The sequence below is a fragment of the Macellibacteroides fermentans genome, assembly GCF_013409575.1.
GTDB classification, from domain to species: Bacteria; Bacteroidota; Bacteroidia; order Bacteroidales; family Tannerellaceae; genus Macellibacteroides; species Macellibacteroides fermentans.
The window spans coordinates 465,147-482,713 of sequence record NZ_JACCCY010000002.1; the positions used below are offsets into that span (position 1 = coordinate 465,147).

Genomic DNA, 17,567 nt, shown 5'->3' on the forward strand with positions numbered 1-17,567 from the left:
AATGAGATAAAATAAGAAAGCCCCGAACCAAAACGGTTCAGGGCTTTCCTGTATGGATTTAGAATCAAAATTAAATGATTCCGTATTTCTTGAATACTGTCTGGATAGCATCCATTGCCTGGTTGAGCTGCTCTTGTGTGTGTGTAGCCATCAACGAGAAACGGATCAACGTGTCTTGAGGTGCTACTGCAGGAGAAACCACCGGGTTTACAAATACACCTAAGTCGAACAAATCGCGAACAACCATGAAGGTCTTATCGTTATCACGGATATACAAAGGAATGATAGGGGTCGAAGTATGACCAATCTCACATCCCATAGTACGGAATCCTTCCAACGCATAGTTGGTAAGTTTCCACAGGTGATCGATACGTTCGGGTTCGCTTAACATGATGTCCAGGGCTGCGCCTGCTGCTGCTGTAGCTGCCGGAGTGTTGCTGGCACTGAAGATGTATGAGCGCGAATTATGACGAAGGTAATTAATTGTTTCCTTGTCGGATGCGATAAAACCACCGATGGAAGCGAAAGACTTGCTGAAGGTACCCATGATCAGGTCTACATCTTCGGTAACACCGAAATGATCGCAGGTTCCGCGACCTTGTTTACCTAACACACCGATTCCGTGGGCTTCGTCAACCATTACGCTTGCATTGTATTTTTTTGCCAAAGCAATAATTTCGGGTAACTTGGCTACATCTCCTTCCATGCTGAATACACCGTCTGTCACAATTAACTTGATCTTGTCCGGTTCGCACTTCTGAAGCTGTTTTTCCAACGATTCCATGTCGTTGTGCTTGTACTTCAGTTTGGTGGAGTAAGAAAGACGATGACCTTCAATAATGGAGGCATGGTCTAATTCGTCCCAAAGAATATAATCCTCTCGTCCTGTCAGACACGACACTACGCCAAGATTAACCTGGAAGCCGGTTGAATAAATGATGGCCTCCTCTTTTCCAACAAACTCAGCCAATCTTTTTTCAAGCTGAATATGCAAATCCAATGTTCCGTTCAGGAATCTAGATCCGGCGCAACCTGTGCCATACTTCTTGATAGCATCGATGGCTGCCTCCTTTACTTTAGGATGATTTGTCAATCCTAAGTACGCATTCGACCCAAACATCAGGACTTTTTTTCCACTAATGATAACTTCAGTGTCTTGATCACTTTCAATCATTCTGAAATAGGGGTAAATTCCTGCGGCCATAGCCTTCTGCGGAATATCGTACTTTGCTAGTTTCTCTTGTAAAAGTTTCATATTGTAATAAAGAGAATGATTTATATCGCTTTAATGTTTCCGGAAAAACATAGATCTGTTACATTTATACACAAGTGCTTTTTCAAATCTAGCCGCAAAAGTAGTAAAAAATATCTTATGGTACCCCAAACACGTTAAAAGTTTTACAAAAATATTAAATTTGCAAACCAATTGTAATTAAATAAATGCAATGATTAACCAGAAGGTATCTGTACATGCGATAATTAATCCGATTTCGGGTGTGGGTTCTAAAAGAGCCATACCCCGGATGATAGAAAAGATTTGTTCCCGTAACGACCATGCTTTAACCATATCTTTCACGGAATATGCCGGACATGCCAGTGTGCTTACACAGGCTGCATTGGATGCCGGGGCAGATTATATAATTGCGGTTGGAGGCGACGGAACGGTAAACGAGATAGCCCGTGCCATGTTGCACTCAAGGGCGATATTGGGAATTGTGCCCAAAGGTTCAGGAAACGGCTTGGCAAGAGAGCTTCATATTCCCATGGATTCAAAAAAAGCGCTTGAAGTTATTTTGAAGGGAAATGTAACCACTATCGATTGCTGCAGTGCGAACCAGCGTGTCTTTTTCTGCACCTGCGGTGTAGGGTTCGACGCGGCGGTAAGTCAGAAGTTCGCTGCCGAGAAAAGACGTGGCTCCATCACCTATATAAAGAATACCATTGAGGAGTACCTTAGTTACCGGCCGCAGCCCTACGAATTGTTGGTAGACAACCAGACAATCAAGGAAAAGGCGTTTTTGGTTGCTTGTGGCAATGCTTCGCAATACGGGAACAATGCGTTTATTGCGCCCCATGCCAATATTCAGGACGGGATGATGGACCTTACCATCTTGTCTCCCTTTACTCCGCTGGATATTGCGCCTTTGGCCATTCAGCTTTTTACCAAGCAGATAGACCGTAATAGTAAGATAAAGACGTTGAAGGCTAAGCAAGTGAGGATCATCCGCCAGCAAGATGGTGTGATGCACCTGGATGGCGAGCCTGTTATGGCAGATGCTGTTATCGATATCCATGTGATACCTGCAGCCCTGAAGGTGTTTACACCGGAGGTGATCACTTTTTCCAAGGAGGTGCATAATTTCTTCGAAGAGGTTACCCGCTTCTTCGATAAACGCCTGCCTTACATATTTAAATAATACTCTTTTGTTAATTGGATATAGTCAGCAGAGTACTGGTGACGGGCCAGTTCAATGATCAGTTGACTGGTCTCGCAGGCGGTCTCTTGCGAACGTGAAAGTTCCACCAATATCCGCTTGGGTGCAGACCCGGGAGTAGGTATTACCAAAGTGCGACGTGTCGGATACAGCCGGTAACTTGTTGTTATTTCGTTTAATGCGTCTGATAACGACTCCGGAAGTATAAGCGATATCTTTCCCTCGGGGGCAAGCATCTTATTACAGGATGCGAGCAATTCTTCCAGTGGCAGGGTGTCATTGTGTCGTGCGGCGTTGCGTTGCTTGTCCGGACCTTTCAGCGAGTTAGGAAAATAGGGGGGATTGGACAGAATGTGACTGAAGGTGCGATCCGTCTTTTCGGCAAATTCCTGAACCGAGGTGCATGTTACCTGTATACGGCTCCGGTATGCAGAGTCCGCAATGTTATCTTTAGCCTGTAGGCAGGCGGCTTCGTCGATATCTATTGCATGAATGTCAGCCTCACTGCGTTGAGCAACCATGAGGGAAATCAGCCCTGTACCTGTTCCTACATCGAGAATGGAGTCACATCCGTCTACAGATGCCCACGAGCCCAGCAGTACCCCATCGGTACCTACTTTCATTGCACATTTGTCATGCCACACCGTGAAATTCTTAAATTTAAAAAAAGGATTTGCCATACTATATTAAAGAGGTTGCAAATTTATCCTATTTTGTCTTATATTCATTATCTTTGGCACGTTTATTGTCATGAATACAATAATAATGTAATAAGTATGATAAAGAATAGAATTATGCAATTAACCGACGATCTTTACGACGATTTGGACGAAGATATGGAAATGGTAGTTCCAATACTAACGGAATGCGATGTTGACGATGATTTTATGGACGGTATAGAAAATATTGGAAACGAGATACCTATTTTACCTCTGCGGAATATGGTTTTGTTTCCCGGGATAGCCATGCCTGTGATGTTAGGCAGACAGAAATCACTTCGTTTAGCCAAGGAAGTTCAGGGGAAAAAGATATTGATTGGCGTGATTTGCCAGAAAGATAGGGAAACGGATGATCCCGGGATGGATGATCTGTACAATATAGGAGTTATAGCCGAAGTGGTACGCGTACTGGATATGCCGGATGGAACAACAACAGCCATTTTGCAGGGAAAAAAGCGTTTTGAATTGAAGGAGATTACCCAGACGGAACCCTACCTGAAAGGAAAAGTGGAGCTGCTTGAAGACGTTATGCCCGACAAGAAAGATCGTGAGTTTGAGGCACTGATTTCAACCATAAAGGATTTGACGATTAAGATGCTGAAGTCGGAAGGAGATCCAAGCCGCGACATGATCTTTTCAATCAAAAATAATAACAACGTAATATATCTGATAAACTTCTCGTGTACCAACGTGGTGAGTGGTTCCGAAAAGATGGAGTTGCTACTGATTGGCGATTTGAAGGAAAGGGCCTATCGCTTGCTGTTTATCCTGAATCGCGAGTACCAGCTTTTGGAGTTGAAGAATTCCATCCAGCTGAAAACGCATGAGGATATCAACCAACAGCAAAGAGAGTATTTCCTGCAGCAACAGATCAAGACCATTCAGGAGGAGTTGGGTGGAAACATCAACGAGCAGGAGATAAAAGCGCTGAAGGCTAAAGCAGCCAAGAAGAAATGGTCGGCCGAAGTTGCCGAAACCTTCGAAAAAGAATTAAGAAAGCTGGAGCGGCTGCATCCGCAGAGTCCCGATTTCTCAATTCAGACTCAGTATGTGCAAACATTTGTAAATCTTCCGTGGAACGAATACAGCAAAGATAATTTTAATCTGAAGCATGCCGAGAAGGTATTGGACAGAGACCACTACGGACTCGAAAAGGTAAAAGAACGTATCATCGAGCACCTGGCTGTTTTGAAACTGAAGGGAGACATGAAGTCGCCCATTATCTGCCTTTACGGTCCTCCGGGGGTGGGAAAAACCTCTTTGGGTAAATCGGTGGCAGAGGCGCTGAACCGTAAATATGTTCGCATGTCGTTGGGCGGTTTGCACGACGAGGCCGAGATTCGCGGTCACCGACGCACCTATATCGGGGCGATGACGGGACGTATTATTCAGAATATCCTGAAAGCCGGTACATCCAATCCGGTGTTTATTCTGGATGAGATCGATAAGATTACATCCGATTTCAAGGGCGATCCCGCAGCAGCGCTGCTGGAAGTACTTGATCCGGAGCAGAACAATGCCTTCCACGACAATTACCTGGATGTAGATTACGATTTAAGCAAGGTGATGTTTATAGCTACAGCCAATAACATCAATTCCATCTCGCAACCATTGCTGGACCGTATGGAACTGATCGAAGTGAGCGGATACATCATTGAGGAAAAGGTTGAGATTGCTGCCAAGCATTTAGTGCCTAAACAGCTGGAAGCGCATGGTATACCAAAGAAATCGGTTAAGTTCCCCAAGAAAACCCTGCAGGTGATTGTGGAATCGTACACCCGCGAAAGTGGCGTGCGCGAACTGGATAAGATGATTGCCAAAGTATTGCGTAAAGTGGCCCGTAAAATTGCCACCAACGAGGTAGTGCCAGAATCTATCATGCCGGAAGACCTGCACGAGTATCTGGGTGCAGTTACCTACAACAGCGATAAATACCAGGGCAATGAGTATGCCGGTGTGGTGACAGGACTAGCATGGACCTCCGTAGGTGGCGAAATTCTCTTTGTAGAGTCGAGCTTAAGCAAAGGAAAAGGATCGAAGTTAACGTTGACAGGTAATCTGGGTGATGTAATGAAAGAGTCTGCCATGTTGGCACTGGAATACATCCATGCCCACGCAGGTCAGTTTGGTATTAGTGAAGACTTTTTCGAAAACTGGAACGTACACGTTCACGTGCCCGAAGGAGCCATACCCAAGGATGGTCCAAGTGCCGGGGTAACTATGGTTACATCGCTGGTATCTGCATTCACACAGCGGAAGGTAAAGCCTAACCTGGCGATGACAGGAGAAATTACCTTGCGTGGAAAAGTGTTGCCGGTAGGAGGTATCAAAGAGAAGATATTGGCAGCCAAGCGTGCCGGGATTAAGACCATTATTTTATGTTCGGAAAATAAGAAGGACATCGGAGAGATAAAGGAAGAGTATCTGAAAGGATTGGAATTCCATTATGTGGACGATATCAGTCAGGTTATCAAGCTGGCATTACTGGATGAAAAGGTGAGCAACCCGATATTCTAAGAAAAACAAAGGCGTCTGATGTAAATTCAGACGCCTTTATTTTTTAATTCTCTGTTTCCGCTTCAGCTTCAGCCTCTTCCGCATTTTCCTGCGGAGTGAAGTCTGTAATTCCTGCGTTAATCAGGATGTTATACCACGAAATAAGTTTCTTTATATCGCTTGGGTATACACGTTCGCGGTCAAAATCAGGAAGCACTTCTGCCATGAAAGCACGAAGCTCTTCCGGCTTGGCGGCTGGATTAACTGATACCAGGTTTCCGTTCTCTTTATTTTTTACAGAAGTAAGTACTTCATGCAATGGAACTTCTGTCTCATCCGTATAGATAGCGATATCTCCTAAGGAAATTACTTTATCTTTGGCATAAGCAGGGACTCTTTTCTTGTCGACCAACGATTCTACGATCAACATGTTTTTACCTTGAGAAACCAGTTTAAATAATCCGGGTTTGCCGGAAATAGACAAGATAGTCTTCAACATAATTTTCTTTTCTATAGTGTTAAACTTGAATGTGCAAATGTAACATAAGAATACCGAACTATTGACAAACGGACCCGAAAAATATATAACATCTTTTCCAAACAGCTATATATTTGTATGAATCTGTTGTTTATTTATGATTAGAGAGTCGGCCGTATTTGCTTTAAAAGAGACTCTACCTGAGGAATTAAGGCCTGAATACCGTCATTCAGGATTACAAAATCCGATTTATCTCTCTTTATTTCATCCGGCAGCTGGTTCTTAATACGGTTTGTAACATCTGTACGGCTTGAGTTATCACGGTTCATGGCACGTTGTATCCGGATCTCTTCCGGAGCATATACCATAACCGTATAGTCGGCCAGTTTGTCAAAACCCGATTCAAACAAGATGGCCGATTCAAGGGCGCACAGCTCAGTATTTTTCGATTCGGTCCATTGCAGATAGTCTTTATATACTTCCGGGTGAATAAGGCTGTTAACCGCTTTCAGCATCTGCGGATTGCCGAATATCAGAGAGGCAAGTCTTCTTTTGTCGAGGCCTTCGCCGGTGTAGATCGATTCGTCAAACAGTTCGATAAGCCCCTTGCGAATAACCGGAGACGATTGGGTAAGTCGTTTGCTCTCCTCGTCCGCTATATAAACAGGAATGCCATATAGCTCCAGCAGAGCGGAGACTACCGATTTTCCACTGCCTATACCTCCAGTAATGCCGATGGTTTTCATTAATAATTGTTTTGTTCCAGTATAAATTCAATTTTGTCCGGGTGCACCGTGGGGGATTGAATCCAGTTGGGTTTCTTTGTCAGCTTGATTGATACCGTACCCGAAATGTTCTGTTCCAGATCCGAATAGTTTATCTCGGCTGCAAAATCACTTTCCTTTAGCTGGTTGAAGCGCGAAAGAGGTACATTGCAGGTAACCTGCACCATGGATGGGAAGGTCCGCAGCGTAAGATTCTGCGGCAATGTCTTACATTGGATCGGTATATTCAATGTTTTTTCCGTATATTCTTCAATGGGGAAGGTGATGGTTACCTGTTCGGGTTCGAACCGGGCTCCTTTAACCGGCAACAGATTGAACGTGCGGGTAAATGTCTTTCTCGCTTTCTCAATCTTGGTGTTTACTGTTTGTACGGTAATCAGACTATCCAGAATTTCTTCGCCGGCATAAACCTGCACAGTGGCAGGGGTGATATTTATTTCTCCCGACAGCCCGAATCCGGGTTCTGTACGTAACGACCCGTTAAACTCCACCTGGATTCTTCGGCTCTTTAACGGAGTATAGTCGACCTCTATCTGCTGAGGCTCGAAGCTTATCAGCGTAGTGGTTGCAATCATCTGCTTAAGCAGATCCCGTTCAATTATTTTCTTGCTGATAAGAAAGGTCCCACCTTTGGCTGAAAGCGATCCAAGAGATGCTTCGATAGGTAAAAGTGTTCCACCCAGGGAGTAATTTAGCAATACACTTCCTTTGTCTCTGACTTTTACCTTGATATTGTCTGGTAACTTGTCGGAGAATGCAATATTGGCTGGAACATTCTTATATCTGACCGGTATGATAAGTTCAATTTCGTAATCTTGCTGAAGACTTTGAAGCATCCAAAAGCCCAGAGAAAGAAGTACAAAAAAGAAAAAGATTAAAACTTCTTTCCACCCTTGACGGCGTAACAGAGTTTTAATCTTTTTTGGTGCAGACTTGAATGTTAAAAATAAAGCTTCAAGTCGGGACATGTAACTATTTTTTACTTTTGTTGCGCGTCTTCTGCCGATGCAAAAATGGATGTTTTGTCTACACGGATGTTTACACCTTCCGCAATTTCGATTGACATATAGTTGTCGCTGATCTCTTTGATTTTACCATAGATACCACCGGCTGTAATCACCTTGTCACCCTTCTTCAGAGCTTCGCGTGATTTTTGAATTTCTTTCTGTTTCTTTTGCTGCGGACGGATCATGAAGAAATAAAAGATAGCTACTACCACTACCATCATTAAAATTCCTGACCACTGATTTGCGCCACCTGCTGCTTGAAGTAAAATACTTAGTAAGTTCATGCTATAAAATTTAAACGTTTTACTGGATTCTATTTGTAATTATTGCAAATATAACGAAAATTGTCAATCTTTAATCAACAAACGCTCATTTTTTAGCTCAGTTACAACAGAATCGAGAATTCCATTGATGAAATTACCGCTTTTGGGTGTACTGTAGTATTTAGCTGTGTCGATGTATTCGTTCAGGCTTACATTGATAGGTATTGTTGGGAAATTCATGATTTCAGCCAGGGCAACCTGCATGATGATCTGGTCCATATTGGCAATACGTTCGCTCTCCCAGTTTTTCATGTGCTTTTGGATACGTTCGCGGTATTCGCTTCCTTTCAATAATGACTGACGGAATAATTTGATAGCGAATTCCTGGTCGTCCTGATCTTTGAACATTGGCAACAAAGGCTGTTTGCTTCCCTCTTTTTCTGAAAACTTCTTGATGGTTTTCAACGTGAAAGTCTGAACAATCTCAATGTCGTCGTTCCAATAAATACTTTTATCTTCCAGATAGGATTCGATTTCTTCGTTACCGCAGATCAGTTTCTTGAAAACAATCCGCCAGAAGTCGCGGTCGGCTTCGTAAGAATCGTTGGCATCTGCCAGATAATCAGCATAGATATCCGAATTTAAAATGATATCCAGTACCGATTTTACAAAATCTTCTTCGTTGTTCCATGAAATACCATTGTCTTTCACATAAGCCAAAAGAGACTCGTTTGCTTCTACCTGTGCAGCAAAGCGGTTATCTACAAATCGGGTGTTGGGATTCAACTCTTCCTGGGTTGGAACATACTTGTTTTTGCGATTGTCCAGCACTCTTTTTTGAAGTCTGGTTGTTTCAACTATGAGAAGAAGGAAATAATGGTATAAGTCGTATGACTTTTGAAGACTGAAAAGCAATTCGTTTTCTGCAGTTTTGAGGTCTTTGTTTCCGTTCTGATAGTATGCGTATACTATCTGTAAAACTTTAATGCGAATTAAAATTCTGTTGATCATCGTTTGAAGGAACTACTTTGTTTAAATTGGATGCAAAGGTAGGCAATCTTTTTTGTTTTCATATTTCAATTCAATCTTTTTTATTTAATCACCCCAATCTTTTACATTATGATACAATACGTTATGATTTTTTGCGTTAAAATAGCAGTTATTTAAAAAAAAATATCCATATTTGGAAATTATTAAGATTTGAGAGTGTTTATAAACAAAATTTGCTGTTATGGAAGATGCAGGGAAAAAAATGAATGTTGAAACAGGAGATAAAGAAATTCTTTATTCCAGAGCCATTAAAGCCGGCAAGAGGATATATTACCTCGATGTGAAGAGGAATCTGAAGGATGATTTGTTTCTGGCTATAACAGAAAGCAAAAAAGTCCAATCTAAAGAGGGTGCGCAGGCAACATTCGAAAAGCACAAGATTTTTCTGTATAAGGAAGACTTTGAGAAGTTTATAGAAGGCTTATCTGATGTGATCGGGTACATACAGCAACATAACGGAGATGTTTCTACTAAGCCCGCTAACAGCAATGATCCGGAGGAAAACGACACATCAGATTCGGGCGACATTAAATTAACCATCGATTTTTAAGAGAACACAGATTAATCGAAATAAAATATAACGGGCTGTTTGTCTGGTTTCAGATTAAACAGCCCGTTATCTATATAGGCATTCATTAAAAAAGCCTACTCTTTTACTTGAATTATGCTACCGGATGGATAGCTTCTGTAGGACATACATCAGCGCAAGTACCGCAGTCTGTACACATTTCAGGATCAATCTTATAGATATCGCCTTCAGAAATTGCTCCTACCGGACACTCGTCAATGCAAGTACCGCAAGCAATGCAATCTTCACTAATTAAATAAGCCATTTTCTTAACCTTTTAAATTTGTAACTATTAGTTGCTGCAAAAATAGAGCTTTCTTTGTATTAAAAAAATAAGTTTTCGTTTTATTTGCGTACAAGCTCCCTTTTTTTTGCATATTAATGCATCAGCAATATCAGGATGTTAAACCTGCGCCTTCAGCTGTGCAATAAAAGGAGATTAAATTCGTTTTATTGAAAAATTGTAGAGAATTGAAACAGATCGTATTTCTATTTTTGTCTTGTTTCTTCTTTTGCGGACCTTTGTTGTCGCAGAAGGAGAAGGTGAAAAATCAGCCTTATGCCGACCAAAAGCTATTTCATTTGGGATTTCATGTGGGGTTGCATTCGCAGGATATGATTCTGACCAATGTGGGAGTTGCCGGCGACGACGGGAAGACGTGGTACGGCGAGATTCCTTCGTACTCACCCGGCTTTACTGTGGGTGTGATAGGAGACATGTATCTGAACCCTAATCTGAATCTGAGGTTTTCGCCCACGCTACATTTTGGTGATAAGAAGTTTGTATTCCGCTCCTTCGAAGGGGCTGATGTGGCCGACGAGCCCGAGTTTACTACCACCGTACGATCCAATTACCTGATGTTTCCGCTGGATATCAAATACAGTGCATTTCGTATCAACAACTACCGGCCGTACGTTATAGGTGGGGTGTATGGAAGTATGGATCTGGGACGAAAGAAAGGCAATCCCTTGCTTCTGAAGAGTGCGGATTACGGTGTTCAGTTTGGCCTGGGCTGCGATCTTTACCTGCCATACTTCAAGCTGTGTCCGGAACTTAAATTTTGTTTCGGATTGGCCGATCTGCTTGAAAAAGACAGAACCGACCTTCAGGATGCAGCCCTGATGAGGTACACCCAATCTTTATCCAAAGTTACTTCCAGAATGATTGTGCTTACCTTTAATTTCGAATAAAAAGTTCAATGTAGATATAGGCAGCCGGGATGGCAAGCAGTATACTGTCAAACCGGTCCAGCATTCCGCCGTGTCCGGGAAGCATCTTGCCGGAGTCTTTTACCCCAACGGTGCGTTTTATCAATGATTCGATCAGGTCGCCCCATGTGCCAAAACAAACGATTGTGGCAGCCAGTCCCAGCCAGTTATACCAGCTTATCTCCGGATTAAGGTTGGCAAAAACAAAGGAACTTGCCAGAGCAAAGACAAGGCCTCCCCAAAAGCCTTCCCACGACTTTTTAGGTGATATACGCTCAAATAACCTGTGTTTCCCAAATTGAGATCCCACCAGGTATGCTCCCGTATCGTTTATCCAGACGAATATAAAAAGAGCCATAAGCAGGAGAGGAGTGAAGATAATCGCCCCTTCTTCATTCTTTCCAAGAACGATGTAATTGGAAAGGGCAAAAGTTCCGGCACAATACACCTGCGCAAACAGGGAATAAGCCAGATTATTTAACGGATTTTGCTGCTTGTTGTAAAGTTCCGAAACAAACAGATAGATTAGAAACGCAAGATAAGGTGTAAATACGAGGCTTTCGGCAAGGCCGTTTGCATGTAAGAAGGTAGCCACGAAAAGATACATACCGCCAATTGTTCCTACAATCCGTCTTGGAACGGATGGAAAATACTCCTTTAGCAAACTATAGAATTCCCAGAGCAATAAGCCTGTGAGTATACTGAATAAAGCAAGAAACGTATAGGGATTATAGCAAATAGCTCCTGCTAATACGGCAACAAATACTGCACCGGTAAGCCCTCGTATAATTAGATTTTTCAAGATAGACTTATGTTTGTGTTTCAGGCTGCAAATATAGATAATAAATTGATAAATAGTAAAAAAGAGGCAGGATAGTAATCTTCAAAAGATACTTTCCAGCCTCATTTCCTATTATTAATTATGTATTTAACTAATTATTGCTCTGTTTCTGTAGCTTCGGGTTGAACATCCGGATTAGCTGCAGGTTCCGGCTTATCCTCTGCAGCTTTTTCCTGCAGATCCAGAATCTCCTGCGAACGCGAAATCCACGGACGCTTTCCGAAGATATGCTCAACGTCTTCGGTGTAAATCACCTCCCTTTCAAGCAATACATTGGCCAGTTGATGATGCTTTTCGGCATTTTCCTGCAGGATGCGTTTAGCTCTTGCATACTCCGTGTTGATGATGTTCTGCACCTCAGAGTCGATCAGTTTGGCTGTATCTTCACTGTATGGTTTAGTAAAGCCCCATTCCTGACCGGTTGAGTCGTAATAGTTGAGGTTAGGCAACTTGTCGCTCATACCAAAGTAGACAACCATGGCATAAGCCTGCTTGGTTACCCTTTCGAGGTCGTTGGAAGCTCCGGTGGAAATCTTTCCCAGGAACAGCTCTTCAGCAGCGCGTCCACCCAACGTAGCACACATCTCATCAAGCAGCTGCTCTTTATTTGTAATCTGACGCTCTTCCGGCAAATACCAAGCGGCACCCAGCGCCTTTCCTCGCGGAACAATGGTTACCTTCACCAATGGATTGGCATGTTCGAGCAGCCAGCTGATCGATGCATGACCTGCTTCGTGGTTGGCAATGCTGCGTCTTTCCTCGGCAGTTGTTATTTTGGATCTTTTCTCCAAACCACCCACAATGCGGTCTACCGCATTCATGAAGTCTTCCTTCTGCACAAATTTCTTCAATCCCCTAGCTGCAATAAGGGCAGCCTCGTTACAAACATTGGCAATATCAGCTCCGGAAAAACCGGGAGTCTGACGGGCAAGGAATTCGGCATCCACACTTTCGTCAATCTTAATAGGACGAAGATGCACACCAAAAATTTCTTTACGCTCGTTTAAATCGGGCAACTCAACATGTATCTGTCGGTCAAAACGTCCGGCACGAAGCAAGGCTTTGTCTAATATGTCAGCACGGTTCGTAGCAGCAAGGATGATCACCCCGCTGTTTGATCCGAAACCATCCATCTCTGTCAGCAATTGGTTAAGCGTATTTTCGCGCTCGTCGTTGCTGTTCATGTTGGCATTTTTACCACGGGCACGACCAACGGCATCAATCTCGTCAATAAATACGATACAGGGAGCCTTTTCTTTAGCCTGACGGAACAGGTCGCGTACCCTTGAGGCACCAACCCCTACGAACATTTCTACAAAGTCGGATCCGGATAAAGAGAAGAACGGAACATTTGCCTCGCCGGCCACAGCCTTTGCCAATAAAGTCTTACCGGTTCCCGGAGGGCCTACCAACAAAGCACCCTTAGGAATCTTACCTCCAAGTTCGGTATATTTTTCGGGACTGCGTAAAAACGCCACAATCTCTTCAATTTCCTGTTTTGCTTCCGATAGTCCGGCTACATCTTTAAAGGTAACCTTCTTATCGTTATCCTTGTCGAATAGCTGAGCCTTTGCCTTGCCCACGCTAAACACACCTCCGGCGCCACCACCGGCATTTCCGGACATTCTTTTCATCAGGAATATCCATACAAGTACAAGCAGGATGATAGGACCAAAGGAAATAAAGAAATTCCAGAATGTATCATCACCCTCTTCAAAGCTTACCGAAGTGTCGATATTGTTTTTTTCAACCGCTTTGTCATAAAAATCGGAAAACTTGTCAGCCGACGGGATTTTTACAAAGACCATAGGCGAATCGCCCACTAAAGCCGAATCCTCTTTAAAAACCACGCCCAGTTGTCCTTTTTTAATAGTAGCTTCCAGTGTATTCTTTTTATTGAATACGGTTATTTTTTCAAAAACGTTTTGGTTCGCCAGCTTCTGAAACTCAGTCCAACCCATCTCTTTCGTTGTAGACGAATCATTTGTCATATACAAAGCTGCAAGCAAGATGAAAATTATTCCATACATCCAATACAGATTAAAGCGGAACATCTTCGTCTTGTTGTTTTTTGGCGGCTTATTAAACGCGTTGTTGTTATTCTCCATAAATGATAGTCGATATTGTTTATGATCTCCGGTTATTAATCAAGATCCGGTATTCGAATAACCTTCGAGTCTGCCCAAAGGTTTTCCAAATTATAGAAAGTTCTTAATTCCGGCAGAAAAATATGAACAAGAACCGTGCCATAATCCATACCTATCCACTGAGCGTTTCTTTCTCCATCGATGGAGATAGGTTTTTCTCCCGCCTCTTTTCTTACATAATCCCATACGGAGTCTGAAAGAGCAGCTACCTGGGTAGGAGTGTTACCTTCACAAATAACCATATATTGACATATGGCACCTGATAATTTTGTTAAGTCTATTGTTGCGATTTTTTTGCCTTTTTTCTCTTGTAGGCCTTCTACAATCTTTTTTACCAATGATTCTGTTTGATCCATTTATTTTGTCTTAAAGTGTAATTACGAATCTGCAAATATAATCCATAAAATTAGTATCTGAGTGATGTTATCGAATTTATCTCTTTTTTTACTTTTGTAAATCAAACAAGTAGATTAATAATTTGTTCAAAGATAAAAAAATGGGCATAAAAATTTGGAGCAATCAAAAAAAGCTGTAAATTTGCACCCGTTAACGAAAGAGAGTTAACGACAAATAAGCGTATTGTTCTATGGTGTAATGGTAACACGTCAGATTCTGGTCCTGAAATTCCAGGTTCGAGCCCTGGTAGAACAACAGAAAATTAAAAAAGGTTTGGAAAATTATTTTCCAAACCTTTTTCTGTTATTATAATCTCCAATTCCCACCGAAAGCAAGATCTCCAGACTCCGGTTAATCATACTTCCCGGCCTTTTCTGTTGACTTAGTGTTATCTGACTTATATCTATTATTCCGGTTATGCTTACAAACTATTCCTAAGCCTACGAAGAACTATTATTTTCATAACGATCAACTATTCGTTTGACAGCTGTTGAATGCAATGTATACATATGTGTAACTTGCATTCAACAATTGACAAACGCAAAGTAATCAAATGGCAAACGAATAGTTCTTCGTATAGAAAAGAATAGAAGACAGTATATTCTGAACTAATTTGTGTGGAGAACATGTTTAGTATATACATAGAAAATAGGATATTAGCCGGTTATAATAATATCGTTTTTCTATAGTATGTGCCGGAAATATGTAAACGATGCCTGTTTGTTTGTGATTTGATTCACATTAAGTATGTTTGTAACAATGAAAGCAGAAAACAATGATAAAATACTAAAGAAGAAAAAAGACAAGAGATGAAGCCAACGGTCTATGTTTTGCTTTTAAGAGGAATTAATGTGGGCGGTAATCAGATTATCCGGATGGATGACTTAAAAGAGGTTTTATCCCGCACCGGATTGGTGGATGTTGAGACGTATATTCAAAGTGGTAACGTATTGTTTTCAACGACTCAATCGGATCGCAAGCTTCTGTCCGATGGAATAGCCCAGTCTTTAAAAGAGAATTTTGGATATCAATCGGGAGTTTTCTTATTTACATCCCAAGAGATTGACGCAATTATTTCTTCTGCTCCCCAAGGTTTTGGATCTTCCCCCGATCTATACAGATACGATGTGATTTATTTAGATGGATTACTTGATGCGAATGACATCGAAAAACTTATTCCAGCAAGACAAGGAGTGGACCAATTAAATTCCGGAAATAAAGCAATCTATTTTTCCCGCCTAATAAGCGAAGCCGGTAAAAGTTACCTTAGTAAGATTGTTTCTTTACCTTTTTATAAGTCGGTTACAGTACGAAATTGGAATACAACGGTAAAATTGCAGGTTTTGGCAAAAGGAAAAATTGCGCGTGATTAAACAGATTGGAAGTGACTATTGAGTCTGTTTTAGTGAACAAGCGTTAATTGCAATGCTTTAAAGTGGCCGATTTCCAATAAAATCTTATTTATTTGAAAATAAACAGGAAAGTATAGTTGGATATCGGAATTATATGTCGTTCTTTGTATCAGACAAACAAAAGAAGGTTTATATTGCTCTCTCTCTCCGACTATCTTTCTCATCCCGAGAAAATTATTGCAGAAATTGATCTTTCCCCAAACTTAATTGTTTATTTTATTAATTATTTATTTTATATCGTTTTTTTATGAACATTTACATTGGCAATCTTAGCTACACAGTTAAGGAATCGGATTTAAGACAAGTTATGGAAGACTATGGTACAGTTGATTCAGCAAAATTAATTATTGACCGTGATACTAACAGATCTAAAGGTTTTGCATTTGTAGAAATGCCAAACGAGGCTGAAGCTATCAATGCAATCAAAGAATTGGATGGAGCAGAATATCAAGGCCGTCAGATGGTTTTGAAGGAAGCTACTCCTAAGCGGTCTTATTAATATAAAGCTGAAACAAATTCTCTGTTAGCAGAGAGTTGTTACTACAGTTTTTATATATAATACACACAAAGAGGGTAAACGAGATAAATGTCTTGTTTATCCTCTTTTTTATTATTAACGTAATACGAATAGGTGGAAAATGTTTTATGTTTGTATATTATGTGTGAACAGCCGGGAAAGCAACTCCTTTCTGGCTGCATTCGCAATAACTCTAATATATAGTATCATGAATAACTTTTCAAGAAAAACCGGTTTATTTTGTGTGGCTATCCTGTCCTTGCTTACTGTGTCCGGACTACAGGCGCAACAATTGTCCTTTCGTAAGGATGGAAGTTTTAAGATCGTTCAGTTTACAGATGTGCATTATTGTGTTTCAAAACCGGAGTCTAAAGAGGCTTTGGCAGTTATAAACGAAACCCTGGATGCCGAGAAACCGGATCTGGTAATATTTACAGGTGATATAGTTACAGAGGCTCCTGCCAAAAACGGCTGGGATGTGGTTACAGAGGCAGTTAGTAAAAGAGGAATTCCTTTTGCCGTTACATTGGGTAATCACGACGACGAACAGGATCTTTCGCGTGCTCAGGTTGCCCGCTTGGTGGCTTCGTACCCTAAGAGCTTGTTTAAGGATACAACCGATAATGTATCCGGATACGGAAATTATACGTTACCAATCAAGAGTGCCACAGGAAATAAAACGTCGGCAGTGTTGTATTGCATGGACTCGCGTTCGTACAGTAAAATAAAAGCTGTAGAGGGATACGGCTGGTTCTCGCAAGACCAGGTAAATTGGTACAGAAACCAAAGTAAAGATTTTACCACACAAAACGGAGGCAAACCGTTGCCAGCCCTGGCCTTTTTCCATATTGCCCTGCCCGAATATAACAAAGCTTATAATACCCGCGCCATTGGTTTACGTTTTGAAGACGAATGCAATCCGAAAGTGAATTCGGGAATGTTCACCGCCATGCTGGAGTCGGGCGATGTAATGGGTACATTTGTTGGTCACGACCATGATAACGACTACATTGCCTGGTTGGATGGCATTGCTTTGGTGTACGGACGCTTTACCGGTGGTAAAACCACTTACATCAACATTGAAAACGGCGCACGCGTCATTACCCTGCAGGAAGGTGAAGTTGCATTTAAAAGCTGGATCCGTCTGAGAGGGAATCGTATCATTCAGCAAACAGAATTCCCCAAAACTTTCATTAAGAAGTAACTTTTAGCTTGAATATTGTGCATCCGGGCACTTTCGTGCG

General features: G+C 41.8%; 18 protein-coding genes and 1 tRNA gene. 8 read left to right on the forward strand and 11 right to left on the reverse strand.

Annotated elements, in window-relative coordinates; genetic code table 11:
* Positions 1-70: 70 nt before the first annotated feature.
* Positions 71-1,255 carry a serine palmitoyltransferase gene (spt, locus tag F5613_RS06950; protein ID WP_079682746.1) on the reverse strand — a complete coding sequence of 395 codons (1,185 nt, stop codon included), beginning with the start codon at positions 1,253-1,255 and terminating at the stop codon, positions 71-73.
* Between the two features lie 190 nt (positions 1,256-1,445).
* Here spt and F5613_RS06955 point away from each other — a divergent pair, with 190 nt between their 5' ends.
* Positions 1,446-2,417 (forward strand): diacylglycerol/lipid kinase family protein, encoded by a 972-nt coding sequence (locus F5613_RS06955; RefSeq protein WP_179399225.1) that lies wholly within the window; start codon positions 1,446-1,448, stop codon positions 2,415-2,417.
* Here F5613_RS06955 and F5613_RS06960 read toward each other — a convergent pair.
* Complete coding sequence (locus F5613_RS06960) at positions 2,402-3,115, reverse strand: tRNA1(Val) (adenine(37)-N6)-methyltransferase (protein WP_179399226.1); 714 nt, start codon at positions 3,113-3,115, stop codon at positions 2,402-2,404. The two genes, F5613_RS06955 and F5613_RS06960, sit on opposite strands and share 16 nt — an antisense overlap.
* Before the next feature lie 96 nt (positions 3,116-3,211).
* Between F5613_RS06960 and lon the strand changes: the two genes are divergently transcribed.
* On the forward strand, positions 3,212-5,671 hold the full coding sequence (gene lon, locus F5613_RS06965; protein WP_179399227.1) for an endopeptidase La: 2,460 nt from the start codon (positions 3,212-3,214) through the stop codon (positions 5,669-5,671).
* A 43-nt stretch (positions 5,672-5,714) separates the two neighbouring features.
* On the opposite strand, the gene F5613_RS06970 is transcribed toward lon, so the two are convergent.
* The 5 genes from F5613_RS06970 to nusB form a co-directional block, all read right to left on the reverse strand.
* Entirely contained in the window at positions 5,715-6,149 is a 435-nt protein-coding gene (locus F5613_RS06970; RefSeq protein WP_079682742.1) for a DUF5606 family protein, read from the reverse strand.
* A 140-nt stretch (positions 6,150-6,289) separates the two neighbouring features.
* Positions 6,290-6,874, reverse strand: a complete 585-nt coding sequence (gene coaE / locus F5613_RS06975; protein ID WP_179399228.1) for a dephospho-CoA kinase — start codon at positions 6,872-6,874, stop codon at positions 6,290-6,292.
* Entirely contained in the window at positions 6,874-7,881 is a 1,008-nt protein-coding gene (locus tag F5613_RS06980; protein WP_079682740.1) for a CdaR family protein, read from the reverse strand. The genes coaE and F5613_RS06980 overlap by 1 nt, the downstream gene beginning before the upstream one ends.
* An 11-nt stretch (positions 7,882-7,892) precedes the next feature.
* Positions 7,893-8,204 (reverse strand): preprotein translocase subunit YajC, encoded by a 312-nt coding sequence (yajC, locus tag F5613_RS06985; protein WP_068178744.1) that lies wholly within the window; start codon positions 8,202-8,204, stop codon positions 7,893-7,895.
* A 63-nt stretch (positions 8,205-8,267) separates the two neighbouring features.
* Positions 8,268-9,194 (reverse strand): transcription antitermination factor NusB, encoded by a 927-nt coding sequence (gene nusB / locus F5613_RS06990; RefSeq protein ID WP_079682739.1) that lies wholly within the window; start codon positions 9,192-9,194, stop codon positions 8,268-8,270.
* 220 nt (positions 9,195-9,414) lie between these two features.
* Here nusB and F5613_RS06995 point away from each other — a divergent pair, with 220 nt between their 5' ends.
* Positions 9,415-9,783 carry a DUF3276 family protein gene (locus F5613_RS06995; protein WP_179399229.1) on the forward strand — a complete coding sequence of 123 codons (369 nt, stop codon included), beginning with the start codon at positions 9,415-9,417 and terminating at the stop codon, positions 9,781-9,783.
* Positions 9,784-9,895: 112 nt separating this feature from the next.
* Here F5613_RS06995 and F5613_RS07000 read toward each other — a convergent pair whose 3' ends face one another.
* Positions 9,896-10,066, reverse strand: coding sequence for a DUF362 domain-containing protein (locus F5613_RS07000; protein ID WP_068178736.1), 171 nt, complete (start codon positions 10,064-10,066; stop codon positions 9,896-9,898).
* Positions 10,067-10,272: 206 nt separating this feature from the next.
* Here F5613_RS07000 and porT point away from each other — a divergent pair, with 206 nt between their 5' ends.
* The gene (porT, locus tag F5613_RS07005; protein WP_246303387.1) at positions 10,273-10,992 is read left to right on the forward strand and encodes a type IX secretion/gliding motility protein PorT/SprT; all 720 of its coding nucleotides are present in this window, start codon (positions 10,273-10,275) and stop codon (positions 10,990-10,992) included.
* Here the strand turns inward: porT and F5613_RS07010 are convergent.
* From F5613_RS07010 to rsfS, 3 genes are all read right to left on the reverse strand, one after another.
* Positions 10,979-11,812 carry a phosphatidate cytidylyltransferase gene (locus F5613_RS07010; RefSeq protein WP_179399230.1) on the reverse strand — a complete coding sequence of 278 codons (834 nt, stop codon included), beginning with the start codon at positions 11,810-11,812 and terminating at the stop codon, positions 10,979-10,981. The genes porT and F5613_RS07010 overlap by 14 nt on opposite strands.
* 134 nt (positions 11,813-11,946) lie before the next feature.
* Positions 11,947-13,959: an ATP-dependent zinc metalloprotease FtsH gene (gene ftsH / locus F5613_RS07015; protein ID WP_179399231.1), complete on the reverse strand. Its 2,013-nt coding sequence runs from the start codon at positions 13,957-13,959 to the stop codon at positions 11,947-11,949.
* Between the two features lie 35 nt (positions 13,960-13,994).
* Positions 13,995-14,354 carry a ribosome silencing factor gene (rsfS, locus tag F5613_RS07020; RefSeq protein ID WP_079682735.1) on the reverse strand — a complete coding sequence of 120 codons (360 nt, stop codon included), beginning with the start codon at positions 14,352-14,354 and terminating at the stop codon, positions 13,995-13,997.
* A 224-nt stretch (positions 14,355-14,578) separates the two neighbouring features.
* Here rsfS and F5613_RS07025 point away from each other — a divergent pair.
* The 4 genes from F5613_RS07025 (at position 14,579) to F5613_RS07040 (ending at position 17,527) form a co-directional block, all read left to right on the forward strand.
* Positions 14,579-14,649: transfer RNA gene (locus F5613_RS07025), tRNA-Gln, on the forward strand.
* Between the two features lie 554 nt (positions 14,650-15,203).
* Positions 15,204-15,767, forward strand: a complete 564-nt coding sequence (locus F5613_RS07030; protein WP_179399232.1) for a DUF1697 domain-containing protein — start codon at positions 15,204-15,206, stop codon at positions 15,765-15,767.
* A 286-nt stretch (positions 15,768-16,053) separates the two neighbouring features.
* Positions 16,054-16,305: an RNA recognition motif domain-containing protein gene (locus F5613_RS07035; RefSeq protein ID WP_068178708.1), complete on the forward strand. Its 252-nt coding sequence runs from the start codon at positions 16,054-16,056 to the stop codon at positions 16,303-16,305.
* A 226-nt stretch (positions 16,306-16,531) separates the two neighbouring features.
* Positions 16,532-17,527, forward strand: a complete 996-nt coding sequence (locus tag F5613_RS07040; protein WP_179399233.1) for a metallophosphoesterase family protein — start codon at positions 16,532-16,534, stop codon at positions 17,525-17,527.
* Positions 17,528-17,567: the final 40 nt, after the last annotated feature.